The organism is Aerococcus sp. 150760013-2 (assembly GCF_053627715.1).
The window spans coordinates 1-26,115 of record NZ_JBSEYI010000005.1; the positions used below are offsets into that span (position 1 = coordinate 1).

General features: G+C 40.0%; 25 protein-coding genes. 7 read left to right on the forward strand and 18 right to left on the reverse strand.

Annotated elements, in window-relative coordinates; translation table 11 throughout:
* Both ACUW85_RS03460 and guaD read left to right on the forward strand, forming a co-directional pair.
* A partial coding sequence (locus ACUW85_RS03460) for an RNA-guided endonuclease TnpB family protein (RefSeq protein ID WP_453977967.1) occupies positions 1–741 on the forward strand: 741 nt, incomplete at its 5' end.
* A gap of 387 nt (positions 742–1,128) precedes the next feature.
* A complete protein-coding gene (gene guaD, locus ACUW85_RS03465; protein ID WP_182023228.1) occupies positions 1,129–2,493 on the forward strand; it encodes a guanine deaminase in 1,365 nt (454 codons plus the stop codon).
* A gap of 164 nt (positions 2,494–2,657) precedes the next feature.
* Here guaD and rpoZ read toward each other — a convergent pair whose 3' ends face one another.
* Positions 2,658–2,870 carry a DNA-directed RNA polymerase subunit omega gene (gene rpoZ / locus ACUW85_RS03470; RefSeq protein WP_048726357.1) on the reverse strand — a complete coding sequence of 71 codons (213 nt, stop codon included), beginning with the start codon at positions 2,868–2,870 and terminating at the stop codon, positions 2,658–2,660.
* Positions 2,870–3,502 (reverse strand): guanylate kinase, encoded by a 633-nt coding sequence (gene gmk / locus ACUW85_RS03475; protein WP_016896747.1) that lies wholly within the window; start codon positions 3,500–3,502, stop codon positions 2,870–2,872. The genes rpoZ and gmk overlap by 1 nt, the downstream gene beginning before the upstream one ends.
* 290 nt (positions 3,503–3,792) lie before the next feature.
* On the opposite strand from gmk, the gene ACUW85_RS03480 reads away from it, so the two are divergent.
* Positions 3,793–4,185 carry a hypothetical protein gene (locus tag ACUW85_RS03480; protein ID WP_182023229.1) on the forward strand — a complete coding sequence of 131 codons (393 nt, stop codon included), beginning with the start codon at positions 3,793–3,795 and terminating at the stop codon, positions 4,183–4,185.
* Positions 4,186–4,265: 80 nt separating this feature from the next.
* On the opposite strand, the gene cls is transcribed toward ACUW85_RS03480, so the two are convergent.
* The 6 genes from cls to rpsO form a co-directional block, all read right to left on the reverse strand.
* Complete coding sequence (cls, locus tag ACUW85_RS03485) at positions 4,266–5,714, reverse strand: cardiolipin synthase (RefSeq protein ID WP_182023230.1); 1,449 nt, start codon at positions 5,712–5,714, stop codon at positions 4,266–4,268.
* Positions 5,715–5,825: 111 nt separating this feature from the next.
* Entirely contained in the window at positions 5,826–6,431 is a 606-nt protein-coding gene (locus tag ACUW85_RS03490) for an energy-coupled thiamine transporter ThiT (RefSeq protein ID WP_154837870.1), read from the reverse strand.
* 11 nt (positions 6,432–6,442) lie between these two features.
* Positions 6,443–8,146, reverse strand: coding sequence for a ribonuclease J (locus ACUW85_RS03495; RefSeq protein WP_003142460.1), 1,704 nt, complete (start codon positions 8,144–8,146; stop codon positions 6,443–6,445).
* A 189-nt stretch (positions 8,147–8,335) separates the two neighbouring features.
* On the reverse strand, positions 8,336–9,379 hold the full coding sequence (locus ACUW85_RS03500; RefSeq protein WP_182023231.1) for an aspartate-semialdehyde dehydrogenase: 1,044 nt from the start codon (positions 9,377–9,379) through the stop codon (positions 8,336–8,338).
* 505 nt (positions 9,380–9,884) lie between these two features.
* Positions 9,885–11,993, reverse strand: coding sequence for a polyribonucleotide nucleotidyltransferase (gene pnp, locus ACUW85_RS03505; RefSeq protein WP_048726342.1), 2,109 nt, complete (start codon positions 11,991–11,993; stop codon positions 9,885–9,887).
* 210 nt (positions 11,994–12,203) lie between these two features.
* Complete coding sequence (gene rpsO, locus ACUW85_RS03510) at positions 12,204–12,473, reverse strand: 30S ribosomal protein S15 (RefSeq protein ID WP_003142464.1); 270 nt, start codon at positions 12,471–12,473, stop codon at positions 12,204–12,206.
* A gap of 205 nt (positions 12,474–12,678) precedes the next feature.
* On the opposite strand from rpsO, the gene ACUW85_RS03515 reads away from it, so the two are divergent.
* Positions 12,679–13,371, forward strand: coding sequence for a phosphatase PAP2 family protein (locus tag ACUW85_RS03515; RefSeq protein ID WP_182023232.1), 693 nt, complete (start codon positions 12,679–12,681; stop codon positions 13,369–13,371).
* A 110-nt stretch (positions 13,372–13,481) separates the two neighbouring features.
* On the opposite strand, the gene uvrB is transcribed toward ACUW85_RS03515, so the two are convergent.
* Complete coding sequence (gene uvrB, locus ACUW85_RS03520; RefSeq protein WP_154837880.1) at positions 13,482–15,476, reverse strand: excinuclease ABC subunit UvrB; 1,995 nt, start codon at positions 15,474–15,476, stop codon at positions 13,482–13,484.
* Positions 15,477–15,579: 103 nt separating this feature from the next.
* Between uvrB and ACUW85_RS03525 the strand changes: the two genes are divergently transcribed.
* Together ACUW85_RS03525 and rpsT are read left to right on the forward strand one after the other, a co-directional pair.
* Positions 15,580–15,711 (forward strand): hypothetical protein, encoded by a 132-nt coding sequence (locus ACUW85_RS03525; RefSeq protein WP_259345368.1) that lies wholly within the window; start codon positions 15,580–15,582, stop codon positions 15,709–15,711.
* Positions 15,712–15,906: 195 nt separating this feature from the next.
* Positions 15,907–16,155, forward strand: a complete 249-nt coding sequence (rpsT, locus tag ACUW85_RS03530) for a 30S ribosomal protein S20 (protein ID WP_149314758.1) — start codon at positions 15,907–15,909, stop codon at positions 16,153–16,155.
* A gap of 107 nt (positions 16,156–16,262) precedes the next feature.
* On the opposite strand, the gene holA is transcribed toward rpsT, so the two are convergent.
* The 8 genes from holA to ACUW85_RS03570 form a co-directional block, all read right to left on the reverse strand.
* Entirely contained in the window at positions 16,263–17,297 is a 1,035-nt protein-coding gene (gene holA / locus ACUW85_RS03535; protein WP_182023233.1) for a DNA polymerase III subunit delta, read from the reverse strand.
* Positions 17,298–17,307: 10 nt separating this feature from the next.
* Positions 17,308–19,638 (reverse strand): DNA internalization-related competence protein ComEC/Rec2, encoded by a 2,331-nt coding sequence (locus tag ACUW85_RS03540; protein ID WP_182023234.1) that lies wholly within the window; start codon positions 19,636–19,638, stop codon positions 17,308–17,310.
* A gap of 1 nt (position 19,639) precedes the next feature.
* Positions 19,640–20,485: a helix-hairpin-helix domain-containing protein gene (locus tag ACUW85_RS03545; RefSeq protein ID WP_149256240.1), complete on the reverse strand. Its 846-nt coding sequence runs from the start codon at positions 20,483–20,485 to the stop codon at positions 19,640–19,642.
* 259 nt (positions 20,486–20,744) lie between these two features.
* Positions 20,745–21,626: a manganese catalase family protein gene (locus tag ACUW85_RS03550; RefSeq protein ID WP_149256239.1), complete on the reverse strand. Its 882-nt coding sequence runs from the start codon at positions 21,624–21,626 to the stop codon at positions 20,745–20,747.
* 220 nt (positions 21,627–21,846) lie between these two features.
* Complete coding sequence (coaD, locus tag ACUW85_RS03555; RefSeq protein ID WP_182023235.1) at positions 21,847–22,347, reverse strand: pantetheine-phosphate adenylyltransferase; 501 nt, start codon at positions 22,345–22,347, stop codon at positions 21,847–21,849.
* Positions 22,348–22,914 (reverse strand): 16S rRNA (guanine(966)-N(2))-methyltransferase RsmD, encoded by a 567-nt coding sequence (gene rsmD, locus ACUW85_RS03560; protein WP_149358168.1) that lies wholly within the window; start codon positions 22,912–22,914, stop codon positions 22,348–22,350.
* A 187-nt stretch (positions 22,915–23,101) separates the two neighbouring features.
* On the reverse strand, positions 23,102–23,839 hold the full coding sequence (locus tag ACUW85_RS03565; protein ID WP_182023236.1) for an esterase family protein: 738 nt from the start codon (positions 23,837–23,839) through the stop codon (positions 23,102–23,104).
* 43 nt (positions 23,840–23,882) lie between these two features.
* A complete protein-coding gene (locus ACUW85_RS03570; protein WP_182023237.1) occupies positions 23,883–25,052 on the reverse strand; it encodes an ATP-grasp domain-containing protein in 1,170 nt (389 codons plus the stop codon).
* 214 nt (positions 25,053–25,266) lie between these two features.
* On the opposite strand from ACUW85_RS03570, the gene ACUW85_RS03575 reads away from it, so the two are divergent.
* On the forward strand, positions 25,267–25,926 hold the full coding sequence (locus ACUW85_RS03575) for a GNAT family N-acetyltransferase (RefSeq protein WP_182023238.1): 660 nt from the start codon (positions 25,267–25,269) through the stop codon (positions 25,924–25,926).
* Here the strand turns inward: ACUW85_RS03575 and ACUW85_RS03580 are convergent.
* Positions 25,879–26,115, reverse strand: coding sequence for a transposase (locus tag ACUW85_RS03580; RefSeq protein ID WP_182023239.1), 237 nt, complete (start codon positions 26,113–26,115; stop codon positions 25,879–25,881). The two genes, ACUW85_RS03575 and ACUW85_RS03580, sit on opposite strands and share 48 nt — an antisense overlap.

The window sequence follows — 26,115 nt, forward strand, 5'->3', positions numbered from 1 at the left end:
CAGAATGCTTACAAGTTCGGTCAAGCTGAATTACTCTGTCGTAAGGGTAAGTGGTTCTTACACGTGTCCGCAAGTAAAGAGATAGACAGCCCAGATGAAACTAATATTCAACGTATTGTAGGCATTGACCGTGGTTTAAGACAGATACTAACTATTGCGGATGATACAGCTCATACTACCTTCTATTCGGGTAAAAGCTTGATGAAGAAAAGACGGCGTTTTAAGAAATTGCGCCAGTCCTTACAAGCGAAGAACACCAAATCAAGTCGTAGACGCCTTAAAACAATTGAAAGACGAGAGAACCGCTGGATGAATGATGTGAACCATCAATTATCAAAGACACTCGTTGACCGATACGGGGCCAATACCTTGTTTGTGGTGGAAGATCTTACGAACGTTACTTTTAACACGACTCACCACCGTAAGCAAGATGTACGGTATGAACACCATTCTTGGCGATTCTTCGATTTTGAAGAAAAGTTAATGTATAAAGCTTTAGAAAGTGGTTCGCAAGTTTTAAAAGTATCCGCACAATTTACGTCCCAACGTTGTCCGAAATGCGAATCAATTGATAGAGCTAATAGACAACAAGATAAGCACTTGTTTACTTGTCAAAATTGTGGGTATCAATCAAATGATGACCGTGTGGCAGCTATCAATATTCAAGAATTGGGTCACCGATATCTGTCGAGTGAGAAAAACCCGCGGTTTGAAAAAGTTGTGCCAATACAAAATTATTAAACGTAAAACAATATTCGGTAAGTGTCTACAGACCGCTTACTGATGGGGTGCCAGTCAACCATCCCTTAGTGTCTTTAAACGGTTGGAGATATTATATCGTTTGTACAACCACCATGTTTAGGACAAACTCTCTGTTTTAACAGAGAGTAGTTGATCTACCTATTGTATAGTAATTGGTTGGCATTTAACATTAATTGCCTGTGGCATACATTTTCGCTTTCCCTTTGTATATACGTTCGTTAATTTATCCTTTTTGTAACTAAAATCTAATTAATTTGAGATATTAGAGTTTATTTACGAACATTTAACTTTAATTCTATTTACTTGTTCGTTAATTTATCTTAAAATGAGAGAGAAGGAAATATTTTTATTTAAAGGGAGCACAACATGATTGGATTAGAAAAAGCCATTGTCGCAACTTATTTTCACACACCAACTCACGGCCAACTTGAATACCAAGAACAGGCACTGATAACCATCAACCAAGATGGGGTAATCGATAGAATTGTACCGGCTGATGATGGTGATTACCAACCGCTAATCGCCTTATTTGAAGAACGTGGCACTTTAATTCGTCTAACAGACGGTCAATATTTATTACCTGGCTTTATTGACACCCATATCCACGCACCCCAGTGGCCTCAAGCAGGGATTGCTTTAGACGTCCCATTAGATATTTGGTTAAATGAACACACTTTTCCACTAGAGGCTAAATATAAAGACATTGACTTCGCGAAAGAAGTTTACACAGACTTAGTGGCGACCTTACTCGCTCGTGGCACCACTACTGCCCTTTATTTCGGGACTATTCACAAAGAATCGTCATTTGAATTGGTTAAGATTGCTGCAGAAAAAGGTCAACGCGCCTTAGTTGGTAAAGTAGTTATGGATGACCCACAAGGTAACCCTGACTTTTACCGAGATGCGTCAACTGAGATTGCCCTACAAGAAACTGAAGAATTTATCCAAGAAGTGCGTGCTTATGGTAAGGACGTCATTCAAGGCGTCTACCCTGTTGTCATGCCCCGGTTTGCGCCCTCTTGTACTGACGAGGCCTTAGCTGGTTTAGGTGCACTAGCTCAAAAATACGACACCCACGTCCACACGCATTGTAGTGAAGGGCAATGGGAACATGATTTTACTTATAAACGCTTTGGTAAAACTGACACTGAAGCCCTTAGAGACTTTGGTTTATTCGGTAAAAAATCAGTTATGGCCCATTCTAACTTTATCAATGACGATGATGCTGCGATTTTTGCAGAAAACCAAACAGCGGTTGCCCACTGCCCTATTTCTAACGTTTACTTTGCTAATAGTATTATTCCCATTAAACACCTAAAAGAATTAGACGTACAAGTTGGCTTAGGAACAGATATTTCCGGTGGTTTCTCACCGTCTCTATATGACGGGATTAAACAAGCTGTGATGAGCTCACGTCAATTAGAAGACGGTGTTGATACCCGTTTACCGCAAGCCAAACGTGGTGTGCCAGATTCTCACATTTCTGTTGTAGAAGCCTTTTCTCTCGCTACACTTGGTGGTGGTGAAGCCCTTGACTTACCAATTGGTTTAATCAAAGAAGGCTATACGGCAGATTTCCAAGTCATTGATACAAAAGCTAAGGAAAACCGTATCCACGGATTTGGTGTCTTTGAAGATCTAGGACAAACATTTGAAAAGATCCTATACTTAGCTAACCAAGCCAATATCCAACAAGTATATGTTCAAGGCAAATTAGTCTCTGAAAAATAATATTCAATTGATGATAAGAGGTATGACCGTTTTGATGGTACACCTCTTTTTTTGCGTATTTCATTAGCTAAGTCACCTCACATATCTAGACTGAATTAGCAAAAAAACCAAGCAACGGAAAGCTACTTGGCTTAATGAAGTTTATATTTTTCTAAAAATGATAATTAGCTTTGCGATAATGAGTCTGGATCAATCACTAAGTCATTAGAAGCGATTTCTTCTAACGCTTGACCTACAAATTTAGGTGATTGGTATTCATTTAACATTGGATTCTTCTCAACCTGTAATTCAGTTGCGCGTTTTGCAGCAATGGATACTAGTGAGTATTTTGAATCGATGCGGTCTAATAATTTGTCAATTGATGGATAGATAATCATTATTTTTCGTCGCCTTCCTTTAAGTAATTTTCTACAATATCGTCGATAAATCGGTCTGTTTTTAAATGCTCAGCATTTATGATGGTTTGAATTCGTTCAACTGCCGAGTCTACATTATCATTTTCCACAACATAGTCGTATTGCGTAACCAATTGCAACTCTTCTCGTGCTTGATGCATCCGCTTCTCAATGACTTCTGGGGCGTCAGTACCACGATTAACTATTCTAGATTCTAACTCATGCATAGTCGGTGGTGCAAGAAAAATGAATACACCATCTGGCATACGTCGCTTAACCTGCAATGCACCTTGAACCTCTATTTCAAGGAAAACATCCTTACCTTGGTCAGTCATTTCTTCAACGTATTGAAGGGGTGTTCCATAGTAGTTGCCCACATATTCAGCATACTCCAACAAACGTTCGTCTTCAATCATACCTTCGAATTTGTCGCGCGATACAAAGAAGTAGTCTTTTCCATCTACTTCGCCCGGGCGTGGTTGTCGGGTTGTTGCAGAAACTGAATAATAAAACTGATCATGATTCGTATCAGTCTCGAACAGCGCTTGTCGCACTGTTCCCTTCCCCACTCCAGAGGGACCGGATAATACAACTAATAGTCCTTTCGATTTCATAGAACACCTTTCACCCTTCACATTTTTATATAGCATTAATAGTACCACAAATTTAATTATTTTTCTCAAAGACCTGAAGGTTTTCTTTAATGTTAGGATTAATTTTCAATTAGAATCATACCATATTTAAGCTTCTGAGTAAAAAGTGAACAGATGTTCGTAAAAAGACTTGCATACCGAACGGACGTTCTTTATAATATAAATTGTAAAGCGAACAAACGTTTGCTAAATCAAGTTACGTTACTACGTACCCATCGTTCTGACCACTGTTCAATATAAGGAGGCTTATCATGCAAAACCCATTATCTTATCAATCAATCCGTAATCTATTCATCCCAGTTGATCCAATGTTGCTTGAAGCTGAACAATCTAGCCAGTCAAATATCCTTTCTTTCAATAGTGAAGAGCGCAAAGCGAAAAAGGAAAGCAACGTATTGACAACTATTATGCCAATCAAAGACATAATCAAATACATTAACTATTCTAACGAATTAGGTGAACCCCTATATATTACCGTTACTCGTCAAATCGGTTCTATGAACACCAAAGATATTTTATTTGGTATCTTCCGGTCAAAATATACAGATAAAGACATTATCCTATTTGAAGATGTTGATAATGATGTTATGCGCATCATTAAAGTCGATGAAATCATGGCTGTTCGTTCTGTTTACGCCGATTAAATTAATCATCGTTATCACCAACAATTCCATAACACCGCAAAAACCAGCTAATCAGATAGCTGGTTTTTTTCTTTTGCCTATTATAAAACTGGTGAGAACAATCTCGAGAACCCTTGACGGAATTTCTTCCATTTTGTTTGGTTTTCGAAATGGTCCATGTCGACTTGAGTTGATTCTTTCAAATCATTTTTGAAGATTCCTTCTAATTGGGTAACGACTTTGCGGTCATACACAAAGGCATTGATTTCAAAGTTCAAGGCGAAGCTTCGAATGTCAAAGTTAGCAGTCCCAACGCTAGCAACATGACCGTCTACGCATACTGTTTTGGCATGTAAGAACCCATCTTCACGGTATTTATGTACGTGAACACCAGCTGGCAGTAAGGACTTTACATAGTATTCTGTTGCTCGATATACTAATGGGTGGTCAGGTTTTGATGGAATCATGATGTGGACTTCCACACCTGATAAGGCTGCCATCTCAACTGCTTCAAAGATGGCTTCGTCTGGAATAAAGTAAGGTGTTTGAATATAAATATACTCTTCTGCAATATTAATCATCTGCAGGTAACCCATTTTTATTTGGTCTGACTCTTCATCTGGTCCAGATGAAACAATTTGCATGGCTGTTTCACCATTTACTTCTGGGTCTGGGAAATATTCATGGTCAAAATCACTTGGTTTAGCTTTCTTAGAAGCAAACCAGTCTACCATGAAACGACTTTGTAAGGTTTTGACAGCATCTCCTGTTAGACGGAAGTGAGTATCGCGCCAGTATCCTAAAGGCCCTGTTCCAATATACTCTTTGGCTACATTAAAGCCTCCTACATAACCGACTAAACCGTCAATCACCACAATTTTACGGTGATTACGCCAATTTAGGCGAAAATTAAAAATAAAAAAGGGACTTTTTGAGAAAAAACTTTCAAACTGTACCCCTGCCTCTTCCATGCGTTTGACTGATTTCTTACTTAGCCGACGACTACCTACTGCGTCAGCCATCAGCTTGACCTCTAATCCCGCTTTGGCTCGGTCAATTAAGGCGTCCACTACCCGCATACCCACTTCATCATCAGTAAAGATGTAGTACTGGACATGCACTGAATCTGTCGCGGCATAGATATCCGCAACTAGTCGGTCCATTTTTTCTTGGCCTGAAATAAAGATTTCGACATGATTGTTTTCAGTCAAGATTGAATAGTCACTCTTAAACAAGACACGCATCATTTTTTGAATACCACGCGGATAATGGTCAACATTTTTCTGTTTACCATCTTTATTTAAATACTTTTCTTTTAGACCATTTAAACCATAAATTTCTTGGTTACGAATCCTAAAGATATTTTGGTCGGAAATTTTCCGGCCTACAAAGTAGTAAATGATAAACCCAACACCCGGTAGTAATATAAGGACCAGTAGCCAAGCCCAAATAGTCGCCACAGGACGGTCTTGTCTAAGGATGGTAATAACTGCGGCGATGGTATTTAGCACTAAAAGAATTAAAATCCCATAAAAAATATATAAACCCATGTTTTCCCCTTTTTAAAAGTAAAAGAGCAAACAAAATGGTCGATTGAAAATGCCGAGGACTAGTTGTTTGCTCTTACTTACTATTTATTGTTACAAGATATGATGAACGAGTTAGTCATTCAATAAACGCGAACGTTCTTTGCGCGAAATATATGGCGTATTCTTTGGAATCCAAAATTTCGATGATACGTTCAAGATGATTACTAGGATGATTAAAGCTAAGGCTAAGTTAGCCAAGAATGACCATAACATACTCATCGCATATGTACCGTCAGCCACTTGACCAATATTTAGCACATATTGATTAAAGATAAATTTTAGGATGAAGAATGCGGCAAAAGTCATAACTGTCCCGGTAATTAGGTTTAGGTATACACTAGACATACGGCGGTTGAATAACGTCCGCTGTAAGTTTCGGGCAAATTTACCTGATAACCCAACCATAGCTGTTTGGATTGCACTAGCCACTAGCACCATCCACTCTGTTTGTACATTCTCTACTTGTAAATACCCCACTACTGCTCCAAGTACTGCACCAGCGATAAAGCCTGCTGTTGATCCTCTTCTATATGAATAGAAAACCAATAGGGTTAATGAAATCGCTACGGTAATATTGTAACTTGTAATGGTTACTGGGAAGATACTTTCAATTAATAAAGCCAGGATGACAAATAATAATCCTTCAACCCAGACTACTAATTTTTGTGACGCGTTCATGCCGGACCCCCTTAGTTTTGTTTCCCTTTTTTCTTATCTTTTTTGTCAGGATGGTAGTTTGAAGCTTCCATAATGACTGGTAAAATCATCGGACGGCGTTGAGTTTCACTATATAATTTCTTACTTAGCGCATCCCGGATGTCACCTTTTAATTTAGACCATTCAAAGTTCTTGTCTTTAAGATTTTCCTCAGTCACTTCAACGACAAGGTCTTTTGATTCATCTAATAGGGTTTCAGAAGCCTTCATATAGATGAAACCACGAGAAATAATTTCTGGACCAGATAAGATTTTACCTAGACGGCGCGAAATCGTTAGGACAACTAAGAAAATACCATCTTCAGATAAGATACGGCGGTCGCGAAGAACAATATTACCAATATCTCCAACACCTGATCCATCAATCAATACATTTGAAGCTGGTACGGCACCACCGATATGGATATTGCCATCTTTATAGGTCAAGATATCCCCTTTATCTAATAAGAAGACACTCTCTTCTGGAATACCTACCTCTGTTGCCAAGTGTTTGTGGGCAGACATTAGACGGTATTCACCTGAAATTGGGACCACATATTTTGGCTTCAATAAGCTGATCATTAATTGTAAGTCTTTTGGACTCGCATGACCACTTGACGCATACGCCTGAGCTAATTCAACCACTTCACCGCCTGCACGGTAAACATCGTTTTTAGTTTCTGCTACCACTTTTTCCATATCATAAGAAGGTGTTGTCACAATAATGACCTTATCACCATCTTTAATGGATACAGTTGTGTGACGGCTTGAGGCCATTTTTTGTAAGGTTGTTAATGGCTCACCAGATTTTCCAGTTTCTAGGAAAATAATTTCATGATCTTCAAAACGGCCAAGGTCCTTCAAGTTGGTAATCAAGTCTTTTGACGGAATCGATAGTTTGCCTAAGCGAATAGCTACGTCAATAATTTCTTCCAATTCAGTATCATCTAAGAAAACACGACGACCTAGTTTACTTGCAACATCTAAAACTTGTTGAATACGCATTAAGTTTGAAGCCACCGCCGCAACGATAACACGACCTTTAGCATTGCGCACTTCCTTCAACAAACCTTGTTCAATTTCAATTTCAGTGGCGTTGGGTTTCATATTTTCTGCTGCATTGGAATCTGATAGTAAGGCGAATACACCGTCACGACCAATTTCAACAATACGCGAAAAGTCTGTCTTATATGCATCTGAAACTGTCATATCAAACTTGAAGTCACCAGTATAAACGATTGAGCCTTCTGGTGTAGATACTTCAATCCCTACTGATTCTGGTACAGAGTGAGTCGTTTTAAAGAATTTAATCACGACATTCCCAAAATCAATTTCATTATCTTCCGAAATAATATGGAAGTCTTGATAATTCTTCAAGCCAATTTTCTTGGTTTGAATTTTCGCTAATTCAATTGTTAATTCAGTACCAAATACGGGTACTTGAATATCTTTTAATAAATACGGTAAAGCACCAATAGCATCCGCATGGCCGTGGGTTAAAAATACCCCTGCTACACGGTCTTGGTTTTCTTTTAAGTATGTAAAGTCTGGAATCATCATATCGATTCCTAATAATTCATCTGGTGGGTATACAAGACCACAATCTAAGACATAGATTGCTTCGTCAACTTCGACTAGGTACATGTTTTTCCCGTTTTCACGGACACCACCCAGAGCGATGATATTAATATCACTCATATTATTGCCTCCTAATATATTGGGTTTATTTTTATAAAGTCTGGATGCACGCTAAATAGTTAGTGCAGCCTGTATCCAAGCTGACGCAAATTGTTAATCAGGTCGGATATATTTTTTACTCAAAAAAAGTGCGGTGCAATGACGCTTCGCCATATTGCCCGCACATCGCTAGCTTAAGTATAACATAAACTAGATTAATTTATCAGCTACCATTTGTTCTGCAATCTGAATTGAATTCAATGCGGCACCCTTCCATAAATTGTCAGAAACAACCCACATATGGTATCCACGTGGGAAGTCTAAATCTTTACGGATACGGCCAACAAATGTTTCCGTTTTCTTCTCAGCATTTACTGCTTGAGGGTAAAGTTGTTGGTTGATATCATCTTCCAATACAACACCAGGTGCATCTCGTAAAACATTTTGGATATCTTCAAGTGTCACGTCATCATTATCTACTTCAAAGTAAACAGACTCTGAGTGGCCGTAAACAACCGGTACACGCACACAAGTCGCTGATACCCCAATCGTCTCATCACCTAAGATTTTTTTGGTTTCATTGGTCATTTTCATTTCTTCATAAGTATAGTGGTTGTCTTGGAATTTATCGATTTGCGGCAATACGTTGTAAGCCATTTGATAATGTTTCTCATCACCACCAACTGGCAAGATGCCAGGTGTTTGAATATCATTACCTGCTTCAATATCACGGTATTGTTGACGCATTTCTTCAATAGCTGTCGCCCCTGCACCTGATACCGCTTGGTAAGTAGACACGATCACACGGTCTAATCCAAAGGCATCACGGATTGGATTTAAAGCCACAACCATTTGGATTGTTGAACAGTTAGGGTTAGCAATCAAGCCATTATGATTTTTCAATGCTTGTGGGTTTACCTCTGGTACTACTAAAGGCGTATTTTCATCCATCCGGAAGGCAGAAGTATTATCAATGACAACTGCACCGGCATCAATAGCTGCTTGGCTAAATTCGATTGAACGGTCTCCACCAGCTGAGAAAAAGGCAATATCCACACCTTCAAAAGCATCTTTTGTCAATTCTTCAACAACATAATTTTTATCGCCCACCGGTAATGCTGTACCCGCTGAACGCGCTGATGCTAATAGTTTCACATTTTTTACTGGGAAATTTGCTTTTGCAACCAAGTGACGTAATTGTTCCCCAACTGCACCTGTTGCTCCGACAATTGCTACATTATACTCTTTTGCCATAATTGATTCATCCTTTTATTTATATTCGATAGTATTCGCACTCGCTGTTTCATTTTATCAGAGCTTAGCCTTTTTCTCAATGAAAATGACAGTATTATGAAATAAAAATGAGAAAACACTCAATTAATATAAAAATTATCTGTTACCCTTCTTCAGTTTGCACGATCAACAATTTAATGGTCTTCACCCTTATTTAGTCCATATCATGAGAATAGAAAAAGTATCAGTATTTTGATTTATTCACTTTTCTTAGAAGTTAATCTCTTCAAATTCATTACTTCCCTATAAATATTTTATACCGTTAGCACATCAAAATTTTCTCTGAACTATGTAAATGTAGCACAACATCAACCTCATTTTATTTGAATGGAAACCTAAATAGTCGAATTTTTATATTTCAATTGATGACGTTTATTGATGATACTGGACCTATTTTTCTTTATCTCTATATAAAAAAGCACCCAGTTAAAAAACTGGATGCTCTCTTATATAAAATATCTGAATATTACTCAGCGTCTAAACCTTTCATCGTCAAGTTGATACGACCACGGTTGTCGATTTCTGTCACTTTTACGCGGACTTTTTCGTCCATTGACACTACGTCTTCCACATTATTGGTTCGTTCTTCTTGCAGTTGAGAAATATGCACTAAACCATCTTTACCTTTAGCGATCTCAACAAAGGCACCAAATTTTTCAATGCGTTTGACAGTTCCTTCATACACTTCACCTGCTTGAACTTTTAGGGTCAATTCAGCAATAATTTCTTTCGCGCGTTTGATCATTGCCGCATTATCTGAAGCGATATTCACGCCACCTTCTTGATCGATATCAATTTTAACACCTGTTTCATCGATAATTTTGTTGATGGTGTCGCCACCTTTACCGATAACCACTTTAATGTCATCTGGATCAATTTGCATTTGCTCAATTTTTGGTGCATAAGGACTTAATTCAGCACGTGGCGCGTCAATTGCAGTTGCTAAGTGACCCAAGATTTCAACACGCGCTTTATGTGCTTGGTCTAAAGCTTCACGTAGAATTTGTTCCGTGATCCCTTTAATCTTGATATCCATTTGTAGCGCAGTAATACCGTTTTCTGTACCGGCTACTTTAAAGTCCATGTCACCTAAGTGGTCTTCTAGACCTTGGATATCGGTTAAGACTGTATAGTTTTCTTCGTCTTCATCCATGATTAGACCCATTGCGATACCAGCAACAGGTGCTTTAATTGGCACACCTGCGTCCATAAGGGCTAAAGTACCCGCACAAATAGATGCTTGTGATGATGAACCGTTAGATTCTAATACTTCAGCAACTAAACGAATTGCATACGGGAAGTCTTCTTCACTTGGCAATACTTCGTTTAAGGCGCGGTAACCTAAAGCACCGTGACCAATTTCACGACGACCAGGCGAACCGTAACGGCCGGTTGAACCTACTGAGTATTGAGGGAAGTTGTAGTGGTGCATGAAACGTTGCGTAACGTCACCAGATAAACCATCAATACGTTGTTCTTCAGATAATGGTGCTAATGTCGCTACTGATAAGGCCTGGGTTTGTCCACGAGTGAATAAACCAGAACCGTGTGTACGTGGTAATAAGCCAACTTCTGAAGCTAATGGACGGATTTCGTCAATTTTACGACCATCAGGACGTACTTTATCGTCAGTAATTAAACGGCGAACTTCTTTATATTCTAATTGGTGAGCGATTTGGCGCACTTGGTCCATTAATTTTGCAACATCTTCATGCTCCGCATATAATTCGCTGTAGTGGTCGATAATCGCTGCTTTAACCGCTTCGATATTTTCTTCACGTTCCAATTTATCAAAAGTTTGGATAGCGTCAACCATTTGTTGATTGTATTGTGCTGTTACTTCAGCAACCAACACGTTGTCCGGTGTATTTAATTGGACGTCCATTTTCTCTTGACCAACTTTTTCACGGATCTCGTCTTGGAAGTAGCATAATTCACGGATTGATGTGTGACCAAACATTAAGGCTTCAAGCATTTCTGTTTCAGATAACTCTGCAGCTGAAGACTCTACCATGTTGATGGCATCTTTAGAACCAGCAACAATTAACTCTAAATCAGATTGTGCTTGCTGTTCTACAGTTGGGTTAATCACCAAATCACCATTTACACGACCAACATTTACCCCTGCGATAGGACCATCGAAAGGAATATCTGAGATTGTTAAGGCTGCTGATGAACCAAACATTGCGGCCATTTCTGGTGAACAGTCTGGGTCTACGGATAAAACAGTATTAATCACTTGCACTTCATTGGTAAACCCTTCGTCAAACATTGGACGGATAGGACGGTCAATCAAACGTGCTGTTAATGTTGCATGTTCGCTTGGGCGACCTTCACGTTTAATGTAACCACCAGGAATTTTCCCTACTGAGTACATTTTTTCTTCATAGTTTACTTGTAATGGGAAGAAGTCTTGTCCTGGCTTAGCTTCTTTTGCCCCTACTACGGCAGTTAATACGACAGTATCTCCGTAACGAACCAATACCGCTGCATTGGCTTGTTTAGCTACCTGACCATATTCGATCGTTAACGGGCGGCCGGCCCAATTCATTTTAAACACTTGCTTTTCTTCCATGTTCTAACATGCTCCTTTATTTGCATACTGCCAACAAGTTTGCTACTAAACAAATTTCTAAGATCAAGACTTGATACTCACAAATTTGCATAGTAGTGAACAACTGTTGGCGCCTTTATTCCATACTAGTTTATTTTCCTATAAAAAGGGTTAAAAATCAACAAAAGCGAGACACAAAAGTATCCCGCTTTAAGATCATATTTATAAGAATTAACGACGTAAGCCTAATGCTTTGATTAATTCACGGTAACGTTGAACATCTTTGTTACGTAAGTAAGCTAACAAGTTACGACGGTGACCTACTTTTTTCATTAAACCACGGTAAGAATGGTGGTCTTTTTTGTGCGTACGTGCATGTTCGTTAAGAGAGTTGATATCTTCAGTTAAGATAGCGATTTGTACCTCTGGGCTACCAGTATCTCCTTCGTGACGTGCAAATTGTTGGATTAATTCGTTTTTACGTTCTTTTGAAATTGCCATGTGACAACACCTCTTTCATAATATTCGCCGTAAACTGCGACAAGCGTTGGTGATTCAACTCGCGAAGTAAACGGTCATCTGACATTATACACATAATCAACTTATAATGCAAATGGATTCTCAAAAAAATCATCAGCCTTTATTCCCTTGCGAAATGTTCATACAATATATACAATAAAGCTTAATATCGACATGGAGGCCAGCAATGAAAAAAGATCCAATTCTACCTTATTTAATAGCATCCGCCATCACCGCAATACCCTTTATTTTAATCTGTTTAACAGCAATGATTGACGTTGATTTTTTGACAGTAATCGACCAAAATATTGGCCAACATCTCTATCAATGGGGTCCAGCGCCTTTTACAACGTTTGTACAATCTTTCACCCTCATTGGTAATGCCCAAGGAATCATTCCTCTCACGATGATTATAGCTGGTATTTTCTATTGTATCAGCCAAAAATGGCAAGTATTACTTTGGATAGTTTTCACTATTCTAGTTGGCGTTGGGCCTGTTGTTGACCTAATTAAAAATATTATTCAAAGGGCGCGCCCTTCCTACGTGACGCACCTTGTTGACCAAGGGGGCTACTCCTTCCCTTCTGGACATGCAACTGGTGCAGTACTAGCATGGGGATCCCTAGCTTTCTTAATTTGGTATTATTTTAAGGATAAGTACCCAAAGATGATGCCCTACTTAATTGGCTTTACCATCTTCATGGTGGTTGCCATCAGTGCATCTCGATTATACCTTGGCGTCCACTATCTATCTGACATCATCGCCGGTTGGTCTATAGGCGCTACTTGGTTGATCCTCTGCTTGAGTTACTTTAACCTTTTTATAGCAAATAAAATAGCATTGGAAAATGAAGTAAAGAATAATAACTTAAAAGAATAATAGTCAAAGAAAAAGGCACCGCCGACAAAGCGATGCCTTTTTTGTTATTAAAAATTTTATGAAATATCGAACGCAAGCTACTCTTACTTGATAGCTAAGACAAGTAAGAGCTATTTCTTCATTTCTGCCTTTAATTCCATAATAATGTCACGCAGTTCAGCCGCTTTTTCGAAGTTTAAGTCCTTGGCAGCTTGTTTCATTTCTAATTCCACATTCCGTAAAGCTTGTTCTCTGTCATCCCGTTTTAAAGCCCGTAATTGTTCTGTTAGAGAATTACTCATTTCTTCAGAATTCACATGGGTAATTCGAATAGCATCACGAATTTCTTTCTTGATTGTTTGCGGTACAATCCCATGTTCCTTGTTATAAGCTTGTTGGATAGCACGACGACGGGCCGTTTCATCCATTGCCCGGCGCATAGAGTCGGTGATACCATCTGCATACAGAATTACATGCCCATTTTGATTACGTGCTGCCCGTCCAATAGTTTGGATCAGCGACCGTTCATTACGCAAGAATCCTTCCTTATCCGCATCTAATATCGTGACTAAGGATACTTCAGGTACATCTATTCCCTCACGCAATAAGTTAATCCCAATCAACACATCGAATACACCTAGACGTAAGTCACGAATAATTTCTGTACGTTCTAACGTCTTGATATCAGAATGCAGATATTTCACCTTAATGCCCACTTCTTCCAAGTAGTCGGTCAGGTCTTCTGCCATTCGTTTCGTTAAAGTGGTGATAAATACCCGTTCTTCTCGTTCAATTCGGTCATTAATCTCACTAATAATGTCATCAATTTGACCTTCAATTGGACGAACTTCCACAGTAGGATCAAGCAGGCCGGTTGGTCGAATGATTTGTTCTACAATGTCATCTTCGCCTGCTTTTTCTACTTCATAATCCGCTGGTGTTGCGGATACGAATAGTGTCTGGTTTAATTTTCCTTCAAACTCTTCTAATTTTAATGGTCGGTTATCCAAGGCTGATGGTAAACGGAAACCATGGTCAATTAAAACTTGTTTTCTAGCCTTATCTCCGTTATACATTCCGCGCACCTGTGGCATTGTCATATGTGACTCATCCACCATTAATAAGAAATCTTCTGGGAAGAAATCAAGCAAGGTATATGGTGCTTCCCCAGGTTTACGCCCGTCCATATGACGAGAGTAATTTTCGATCCCGTTACAATAACCCATTTCAAGAAGCATTTCTATATCATAGCGAGTACGTTGTTCTAGACGTTGCGCTTCAAGCAACTTCCCTTCATCATTCAACTCTTTCAAACGTTCTTCTAATTCAGCCTCAATTGATTTAACTGATTTTTCTACTTGTTCATGGTCCACCACAAAGTGAGTCGCTGGATAAATGGGATAATGTTCTACTTCAGACTGGACCTCACCTGTTAAAGCATCCACTTCACGAATGCGGTCGATTTCATCACCAAAAAACTCCACTCGAATCGATGAAGAATCATGAGATGATAAGAATACATCCACAATATCCCCACGCACACGGAAAGTCCCACGCTGGAAGTCGATATCATTCCGTTCATATTGATTTTCAACTAAACGACGCATAAAGGCATCGCGGGATAATGTTTGCCCTTGTCTAATTGATATCACATGATCGCGGTACTCGACTGGGTTCACCAAACCATAAATACATGAAACAGAGGCAACGACAATCGTATCCCGTCGCTCCAAAATGGAAGACGTCGCAGAGTGGCGTAGCTTATCAATTTCGTCATTCACGGAAGCTGATTTTTCAATATATGAATCACTTGACGGCACATATGCTTCCGGTTGGTAGTAGTCGTAGTAAGATACAAAATACTCCACCGCATTATTCGGGAAGAAATCTTTCAATTCCCCGTATAACTGACCTGCCAAGGTTTTATTATGGGCTAGAACCAAAGTTGGTCGGTTGGTTTGGGCGATCACATTGGCCATGGTAAAAGTCTTCCCAGTCCCCGTACCACCTAGTAAAACTTGCGCCTTATCGCCAGCCTCCACTTGTTCCACAATTCTTCTGATGGCTTCCGGTTGGTCCCCACTCGGTTCATATTCCGAAACTAAATCAAATTGGTTTATCATCATGAACCTCTCTTCCTTTTAAAATACACAATTACATACCCTAATATTATACCATCTAAGTGATTAAAGCCGAAACCTTAACACTTGGAAAAAGGGGGTCCGCGACTTGGCTGACGGTCCAATTGAAACAGGTATCAGTTTTCAAAATCACCAGCCTTTTTTCCTTGCCAATGCCAATAAATTTTTGAACAAAATCCTTTTACAAGAGACAAGTCATATTCTTGATGGTATCTATTAGTTCGCTATTTCCACCAAGTTTGATCTGCCCAAGACATTTTCCCTTGTGAATATATAAGACATTATCACTTGTTTATAGCAGGTTAGATAAGACTCATTAAATTTACCTTGACTTATCTCTTATTATTTCTGTATAATATTGTCTGTTAGTGACAAGTTCACTTTTATAATTTTGACAGGAAAGTGGGTGTTTTTAATGCCAAATATTGAATCAGCAATCAAACGTGCTCGTCAAAACGAAACTGCTAACGCTCGTAACAGCGCGAAAATCGCTTCTGTACGTACAGCTGTTAAACGTTTTGAACAAGCTGCTGCAGAAAACGCAGACAACAAAGACGAATTATTCCGTAACGCTTCTAAAATGTTAGATCAAGCTGCTAGCAAAGGATTAATCCACGCTAACAAAGCTGCTCGTGAAAAAGCTCGCTTAGCTAAAAAAGTATAATCGACCTTGGTAAATGGTGTTACCAAAACCGATCATTATAAAAAGCAGGAAAATGACGTACGCATTTTCCTGCTTTTTTTGTTGCCTGTTTTTCTCACATATATGCCTTAACTAGCTGCCCTACCTGAACAAAAGTCTAAAATAAACCACTCAATCCCAAGATGCTGGTCTACTTTCCCCTGTTTAATATCAAAGTCTAATTCAATCAACTTCATATAACCCACCATGAGTAAATTCGGCGAATAAGGATTAATCGATTGGCCAGCCATTTTAATCCGGTATGGATGAACGCCAATGGTTTCAGCCATTGATCCTTGGTCATAACCCGCTTTCTTCAATTGGATAATTTGCGTATACAAGCGGAAGTTAGACTGGAGTAAACCAAGAATGGCGATGGGTTGATTTTTCTGTGCGATTAGTTCGCGGTATAACCTTAAAGCAGCGGCTGAATCTTGACGCATAATATGGTCCGTCAGATGGAAGATATTGTCATCCAATGACGGTGTCACCAACAAGTCAACATCTCGCTGGTTGATTCTTTTCTCGTCCCCTACATATAAAATCAACTTGTCCATCTCACGAATGGACTGGGTAAGCTGGTAATTGGTCCGTTTCAAGAATAGGGCCATGGCTTCTCTGGTCATATCAACGCCTTCTGAAGCCACGTACCGCTGCATATAGTCTTTCACTTGAGGTTCGGCCATGACAGAGGTATCCACAAATGTGGCCTTCTTCTTGAGTTGCTTCACAATTTTCTTCCGGCCATCTAAGGATTCATAATCAGCCACAATGACTAATACCACATCATCTGCTGGATTATCCAGGTATTCGAGTAAGGACGTGTCATCCTGCTTGATGGCATTCTTCTTCTGTGACCCCGTTAAAAAAGCTGGTTGCCGCATTAAAATCAATCTTGGTTCATTGAAAAATGAAATGGTGTTGGCTTCAACCATCACGTCCGCCAAGCTATCTTCTTCCATATCAAAGGACATGTAATTCATGGCGTTAGCGTCTTCTTGTAAGTACTGAGCTTCAATGGCCGTTAGAAACCGGTTGATTAAGTAGGTTTCAGGCCCTTGTAGTACATATATGGGGTCAATTTGCCCGTTATTTAGCGCCTGTAATGCCTTTTGTAATTCCATAACCTACCTCCTAATTTAATTGCACACTGTCTATTTTAGCGGATTTGGGCCAGTAAATATAGTGGACAGCGCCCATTGTATCCGTACGATATATTTTTGTTTGATTGGCTTCTAAATCAGCCACCACCCGGTCAGCTGGATGGCCATACCGGTTGTCCTTACCCACTGAAATCCAAGCGATTTTTGGGTGAGTTCTCTCGATAAAGTCAGCTGGCGTTGAATGGTCTGATCCGTGATGAGCCACTTTTAAAATATCCACCGGTAGACTCGGGAGCGCATTTTCAGCTGCCCCGTCTATATCTCCTGTAAATAGAAAGTCATGAAGTCCTATTCTACCATATAAGACTAAAGAATCCGCATTTTCTCCTGCACCTGATTTATTCGGCGCTAAAACCTGTAAATTGGTTTTTTGGTCAAGGGCCACCTGGTCTCCAGATTTGAGCCAGGTAATCTTCATTTTAGGATTTTTCCCCGCCTCGATTGCTTCCTGCAAGCTAGTTAAGGATTCTGTGTCCGCGTCCATTCCGATTGGTAAATATAAGGTTTCGATTTTAAAGGCCTTGGCAATTTCACCAAATGATCCGATATGGTCGAAGTCTCCGTGAGTTAAAAACACCCCATCGATCGTCCTTGTCCCCGCTGCTTTAAGGGCAGGAATTATTTGCCTTTCAGCGACACTTTCACTATCCCGTAATTGCCATGATTTGGACGGATCTTGGTCAGCTAAAAGTGTAGTGAAGTTGATTTTCCCCGCCAAATCGATTAAATAGACCTTTCTTTGGTAAGGCATTTCTAGGAAAAAGGTATCCCCCTGCCCAATCGCTAGCATGGCTACTTGCCCGTATCTGTGTAAATAAGGGTTCAAATACAGTAAAACTAAGCTAAACGCTAATAGTCCGTGCAAGCTTTTAGTAACTTTCGCTTTTGAAAGGTCCGCTAGATATATGAGCAAAGTGACCACAAAAAATACCAAGACAGCAATTTGTGGCCTACCCGTCACCCACTGAAACCAAGTCCATTTTTCAGCGAAAAGAGCTAGCATTTCTATTCCCTCAATCAAATAAGCTAATCCAGCTTGTAGCCAGGTGAAATAAGTGCCTAAGCTGGTGATTTGAATGAGTAAAATCAAAAGGAGTCCGGGAAATAAAAAGGTGGCGAATAGCCAGGAGTAGCCGTAATTTAAGATAAGGGACACCCAAGAGAATTCAAAGTAGGTCATGGTTAAAAAGGGAATGGTGACTAAACTACAGATGAAACTTTGCCAGATTTCGACTTGTAGGGAGTGCCGGCATTTGGCTTGGATAAATTTCCCGGTAAATAAAATAGTATAGGACAAGGCATAGGTCAACTGAAAGGACAGGGTAAAGATGATGCGTGGGTCTATCATTAGGAGTAAAATCATGGACCAGGAAGTGCCTACGAGTGATGAAGGTTTCCTGCCCCGCCGCTTCTGGAGGACGTTATAGGTATAGGCCACAAAGGACCGAATCATACCGTAGGGCCAACCTAAAAAGACGGTATATAGGAGTAGGATGGCAATGGCGAAATAATCAAAAGATTCTACTGTGATGCCTAATCGAAGAAGGATTTTCTTGAAAAAAGTTAAGAAATACTGGACGTGAAAACCGGAAATCGAAAATAAATGAATCAGGCCAATCGCTTGATAAGCGTCTAACACCTCCCCTTCAAGTGCATCCATTTTATTGAAAAAGAGAGACAAAGTATAGGCTGATACGGTCGGATTTTGAATGGTCCCCAGCCAATTGATTATGGCTTGTCTTTGGTTGGCTAACCAAAATTGCCAGTGATTCAAATCCCTATTAATGTTAATGGCATCCGGTGACATAATCCAATAAATATCCTGCCGTTTTAAATAAGTCCGGTAGTTAAACAGGTGAAAATTTTGGTTTTCATCCGCTTGTTCTAATGTGCCAGTAAGGGTAGCCTGAAAAGATTGTTCTTTATCTAACCAAGCTTTTTGGTTATCTTCGTCTTCAAGCATATAAAATACTTGTACCTTTTCATTTTGTCCCTTTAAGAGCGTAGTCCCTCGAAAAGACAACAGATTGCCTTCAACTTTTACATCAGTGATGGCCACATCCATAACCAATTCTTCTTCTGCCCCAGTTAGGATACTGTGTCGACTAGCATCTTGATAGGCAAAATAAGCGCCGAGTAAACAATGTACAAACACTAGTTGTAGCAGAAATCTACCCTCTTTTAAAGCAAGCACACGGACCAAAAATAAGCCATAAGAAAGCCAGACCCAAGGACTATTGGTCAGGACCACAACTGCAAGTAGAAGAACACCTAAACTATGGAGGACTAACTTATATTGCATCTTAATCCACCGTAATTAAAGGCCGTAACTTCTCCATCGTTTTCTCCCCAATTCCTGACACTTGGTCTAGGTCATCAATGGTTTCAAATAGACCGTTCGTCTCCCGGTAATTAATGATATCGGCCGCCCGCTTCTCGCCTATACCAGATAAGGTCTGTAGCATTGTAGCATCTGCAGTATTGATATTGACCAGGCCCCCGTCACTATTGGGATCCCCAGAACGCACGGATACATCACTTTCTGTGACCTGAGAATCAGCAACCAATGCTTCAGTTGAAGGACTAACCTCTTCGCCCATTTTAGGGACATAAATCACCATTTGATCAGTGACTAATTGCGCCAAATTCACCTGACTTTGGTCCGCCTCACCAGTTACCCCACCCGCCATTTCAACCACATCATGAACCCGCATACCTGGGATCACTGGGACAACTTGCGGGATTTTTACAGCCCCTTTAATGTCTACATACCAGGTTTCATTGGCTGCGCTACTCGCGATAGTTTCGCTTTCTTCATCAGCTTCTTCATCAGCTTCTTCTCTAGAGATTTCGCTGGCTGTACCACCCACCGCACTTGATGAAACTACAACATTTTCCGACAGGTGCTCTTCTGAGCTTAGCAAGTCAGATGTTCCTTCGTCCGTTTCTGCCTCTACCACTAAGGCGTTAGTTTGGCCTTGTCTGCCTTGAAATACCTGACTAAGTCCGTAAATCCCTAGTCCACTCACAGTCACAAAGACGACAAAAATACCCAGCAAGTAGGGTCTATACAAGAACCACACTTGTTGGATATTCTTTTCTTTCGTATCTAATGCAAATTGACTTAGCCATGCCCGCAACTGCTTCATGATGATCACCTCACCTATTATATACGGCAAGATCAGTTAAAAGCGTCGGCTCATATTTCAAAACTTTGAACATTCCTTTTCTAATATAGGTCAATCAAAATAAGGAAATCTCATAAAATACACTTCTCATATATTCGACCTTAGGGAATGAGGATATTTCCCTGTCTGTTGGGCATATCTCCTTTCGGCGAAAAAGCCACACAAAAAAAGACTTATGCATATCACATAAGTCTAAGCCAAGTATATTTTTATTTTTTAACTATTTACTTGTATTTTGTTCACCTTCAAGCATTCTGCGTCCTTCTTCAACAGCAGTGTTTGGATCTTCAGGCGGCGTATTTCTTAATATTTCTGGTGCAGCTGTTAAATCAGGTTCACCACCTGCCATAATGGGGTCACTACTATAGTGGAATTTGTTTCCATCACGGGCAGTTTCCCCCTCGAGTGCTTGAGAGGCTTCTCCTTCTGAGAAGTTGTAAAGTGTATGTGTAAACTCCTTACCTTGTTTTTGTAAGTCTTGAGTACCATGTGGTACAACTGGACCGTATTTTTCTTCCAATTCTTCACAAGCTTTTAAGAATTGAAGTTGGTGCTGCGTTTCACGAGCCATGAGGTAACTTAGCATATCGCGAACACCTTTATCCTCCGTTTGCAAGAAGTTTCGTGATACTTGAAGGCGTGCCTGTGATTCACGGACAACGTTGAAGCGCATATCAGCGAGTAGATTCCCACTTGAAATGATGAAATTTGCGCTCCAAGGATTGCCGTTAGAATCAGATAGCCCGGCACCAAGACCGTTGACGAATGCATGTTGAGGGTCCATACCACCAAGTATTGCAGCGGTCGCTGGATCACTATTTCTCGCAAATTCTTCTATCGTATCAGTAGGAGCGTCACGTAATAGGTCATTGATCATGGTAGCTAACATTTCCATATGGCCTATTTCTTCCGTACCAGTGTCTAATAATAAATCTTTATATCTTTCATTGCCAGCAGTGTTCCAACCTTGAAGCGTATAAGCCAACATTCCTGTAGTTTCTCCCCATTGACCCCCTAAAATCTCCTGTAAACGTCGTGCGAGAATAGGATTACTTTTCTCAGGTTTTGCATGATATTGTAATTTTGCTTTTCTGATGTACATGTGACAGTCCTCCTAATGTATTATAATGTCATACGTCGCATTAATTTCTTCTAAATAAGTATTACATAATCAATGGTAGTGTACATATATTCATATTTCAAATGAAACGGTTTAAAAAAATATAATAAAAGACGCCTAGATTGAATTAATTGAAGACGTCTTTTATAACTGATATATTTATTCATTTGGTATTGCTTTATCGTTCTATAACCCAAAAAATTTAACCATTTAATTCATCGTATTTGGCTTTAATGGCTTCGTTGACATTTGGCGGCACAACGCCAGACACGTCCCCGTTAAACTTCGCCACTTCCTTAATAATAGAGCTTGAAACAAAACGATATTTCTCACTTGATAACAAGAGAACGGTCTCGATATCTGGTGCTTGATGCTTGTTCATTAAGGCGATGTTGGTTTCTTGTTCAAAGTCACTGCCGTTACGCAAACCGCGGATCAAAATACCGCAGTCCAATTCTCTAGCAAAATTCACTGTTAAGCCAGATTTTAAGTAGATCACTTCCACATTATCTAGGTGTTTAGTGGCTTCCTGAGCTAAAGCAAATTTCTCCTCGCCAGTAAATAAAGAGGTTTTGGTGGTATTTGTTGCGACAGCGACGTAGACGTAGTCAAACATCTTGGCTGCCCGTTCAATCATGTCCACATGGCCCATTGTTAAGGGGTCAAAAGACCCGGCATATAAGGCCCTTCCTTTTGTTGTCATCTAGTCTTCCTCCATTTGGTATACCAGGATTCTAGTGATTCCGTAAGTCACATCTTTGATCTGTTTGAGTGGTCCAAAAGCTTCCGGCAGTTTGTCTCGCTTGTCTAATTCACAAATTAAGCGGGCATCCGGTGCCAGCCAATGATCTGCTAAAAAGCCGTTGATCACATCTTCTAATTGTTGCCCTTTATAAGGTGGATCCAAGAAAACCAAGTCAAATTGCAGGTCCTTATCTGCTTGACGTAATTGTTGGATGGCCTTGCGGTTGTCCCCTGACTTCAAAACATATTGGTCCTCAATCCGCACGGCAGCCACGTTTTCCTTAATCGTCGCTTGTGCTTGCCGGTTCTTTTCAAAACCGTAAACGACTGCTGCCCCTCTTGAAATGGCTTCTATTCCAAGCGCCCCAGACCCCGCATAGAAGTCCAGAACCCTTGTGTCCTCATCAAAATAAGGGCCGATAATATTAAATAATGATTCTTTGATTTTATCTGTAGTTGGTCGGGTATTATCCCCTGGCACCGCCTTTAAACGATGTTTCCCAAATTTTCCAGCTATAACGCGCATAGACTTGTCACCCCACGATTTAAAATTTGTCTATATTTTACCATATCAAAGACCGCCCACCTATAAGTGACCCTTTGAAAAAAGAATCTCCAAGATAAAGCTGAGCATTTTTCTGATTCGAAGCACATAAAAAAGAACGCCCTGCTTAACCACCTGACGTCCTTTTCCAATCAATATTTAAAAGATTCTACACCATATAGCCTAGAAAATACGGCAGTTGCTGGCGCCACCAAATCCAGTCATGAGACACATCTGGTCCCCATTCTGCAAACCAGGCTGGGATATTCTTATGCTCAAAAGCTTCACGCAACTTGTAGTAACCGGGCAGACCGTCTGCCTCCCAGTCACCTAAACCGGTACAAACGATGATATCTGCTTGGCGCAAGTGGTCGGTAAACCACGGATCGTTTAAGGTCCAAATATAGTCCACTGGAGAGTTGTAGTAAACGGCTAGGTCACCGCCGAAGTCACCACCGAAGTAACGGGCGTCGTAAACACCTGATAAGGCAAGGGTTTTATTAAAGACATCCGGATGCTTCAATTGAAAATTCAGGGCATGGTAAGCACCCATTGAGCAACCTGTTGTCATCATTGGGTCAAACCAACCTGTATAGTGCTTGATGAATGGGATAGCTTCATCAATAACATAACGTTCGTAGGCATTGTGGGCTTCAGCTCGGTCATGTTGGGACTTGCCCTTGTGTAACCAAGATTCTTGGTCATGGGATGATAAGGTGAAGAATTGGACTTTTCCTTCTTCGATAAAATAATGTGCGGCTTCAATCATGCCGAAGTCCGCAAATTCATCTTTAGAACCACCAGATGACGGGAATACCACTACCGGAATACCTGCGTGCCCGTAACGATTTAAGTACATTTCTTGATTTAACTGACCTGAATAATGATGTAAGAATTCTGCGTTCATGGGGTTTCCTCCAATTTTGGGTAAAATGACAGTCAATGTAAAGCTAGCCTTCTTTATGTTGGTGGACGTAGTTGAAGATATCTTCAACCTCCTCTTCTGTATCCGCTAAAATACCATAGAATTGGTTACCTTGTAAGGCCGCAAAAGCATCTGGTAAACGTTTTGAGAAGACAAAACGGTCGCCGTAATGACTGCGTATAGCCGCTTCATCGTGGGCATACGTATTTTGATCACGGTGAGTAATAGCCACGCAATAACGAGCAGGTACAGTCGGTGTTTCAAAAGGTTGACCGTCCACAATGCGGGCAAATTGACGGAATAAATCCACATGATTGGCATAGTTATACATATCAATAGCATAACCACCGGCCACTCGGTTGTTGTATTCAACCACTAGGTAGTCGTCCCCGTTTTCAAAGAATTCAATATGGAAGAACCGCTCCTTCATACCAAATTGTTTGACGATAGCTTGACCGTACGCCCGTAATTTTTCTGGAATTTCCTTTTGAATAATATAGCCGTAGTCTAATTGGTACTTTAATACCTCCAAAGTTGGGTCACGGTAATACAAGCTTGTTTCAAAGACAATTTCACCATTTTGGTCGATTAAACCGTCATAAGATAGTAATTTTGCATTTTCAATATAAGGCTCAAAGAAATAGGCCTCCTTCTCATCCCACTCTGCAATAAATTTATCCACTGCTCCTTGGTCTTTTAACTTGTATGTCCCTGAAGAACCAACACCTGAATTGGGTTTAGCCACTAAGGGTAAACCCAATTCTTTTACAATTCGCTTAACCGTCCCCTTCTTATTGGCTATCTTTCCAGGGACAGCTGGAACCCCTGCCTTGGCGAATAATTTCTTCATTTCAGACTTAAATTTAACCTTGCGCAAATCTTTGGGCTTGTTGCCAGGAATATTAAACTGTTCCCGAATCTCAGCTTCCAAATTCAACCAATGCTCATTTTGCGACTCAATGCGGTCAATTTTTCCGTGCTTGAAAAATAAATACGCAACGGCTTTTTTGACTTCTTCAGTATTTTCTAAGTCGTTGACTTTGTAGTATTCAGTCAAATCATCTTTTAAAGATTGAGATAATTGATCATAGGGTTCCTGACCGATGCCAAGAACGTTGAACCCTTGCTGTTTTAACCGGTTAGTAAATAATTGAAAATTCTCTGGATAAAAAGGTGATGTCACAATAAAATTCATGTAAGCTCCTCCGCTCAAGGTCTTTTGCTTATATTTTATATTAATTTTTGATTAGAATCTCTCATTCATTATAAGCGGTAATCTATCTAAAAGCAATTGCATCTAAGTTATGGGAAACGCATTCATTCCCCCTCTTAAAGCCCCACATAACGGTCACTCTATATCATTTGAACTTAATATGCTCATCGGTTAGAATAGAAAGTGGAGGTGTTTTATGACACAAGAAGTTACTTTAAGATCTGCCCAAGCTGCAGACTATCCAGCATTACACGCATTAAACCGAGGCGCTTGGTTTCAATCAGACTATGAAGAATATCCGAAGGCAACTAACGCTTACGTTGACTTAAACTTAAACAACTCATTGAGTGATGCCTCAATGGCAACAGTGGCTGAGGTAGATGGACAAATCGCTGGCGTTATCTTAGCGTCTGCTGACTCAGAACCTAAATACGGACGGATGTTAATGCGGTCAACAGTTGATGCAGCTGCAACTATCCACGCACAAGGTCAGGAAATTGCCGACTATTTTTATGACCGGATGAAAATAGAAAGTGAATACGATGCAAAATTACTAGAAAAAGCGCAAGCAAGTACCGCCTATGATGGTCGCATCGTTTTATTTATTATGGATCCAAATTTTCAAGGTCTAGGAATCGGCAGCAAATTATTCCAAGCCGCTAAAGATTATTTTGAAGCTAAAAATGTGGAAAATTACTACCTATTCACTGACTCTTCATGTAATTATCCTTTCTATGACCACAAAGGCATGCACCGTGCAGGTAACATAACTTATCATCAACCCGGTCTATTTGAACCGTTTGATGGTTCAAAAAGTACTGAACCTTTTGAATTTTTCATCTATGATAATCAATAATAATACTGGAATAATTTCCATATATGGCGTAAACATGTCAGACCCTACACTTTTTACATATTTCCTTGTCTGCAATGGATAGGCAAGGAAATAGTTTAGCAGATGAACTTTTCTTCGATCACTTAATATATCTACAATATGTACACTTATATTATCGATGTCATGCTCTAGCCACAGACTCGACAACAC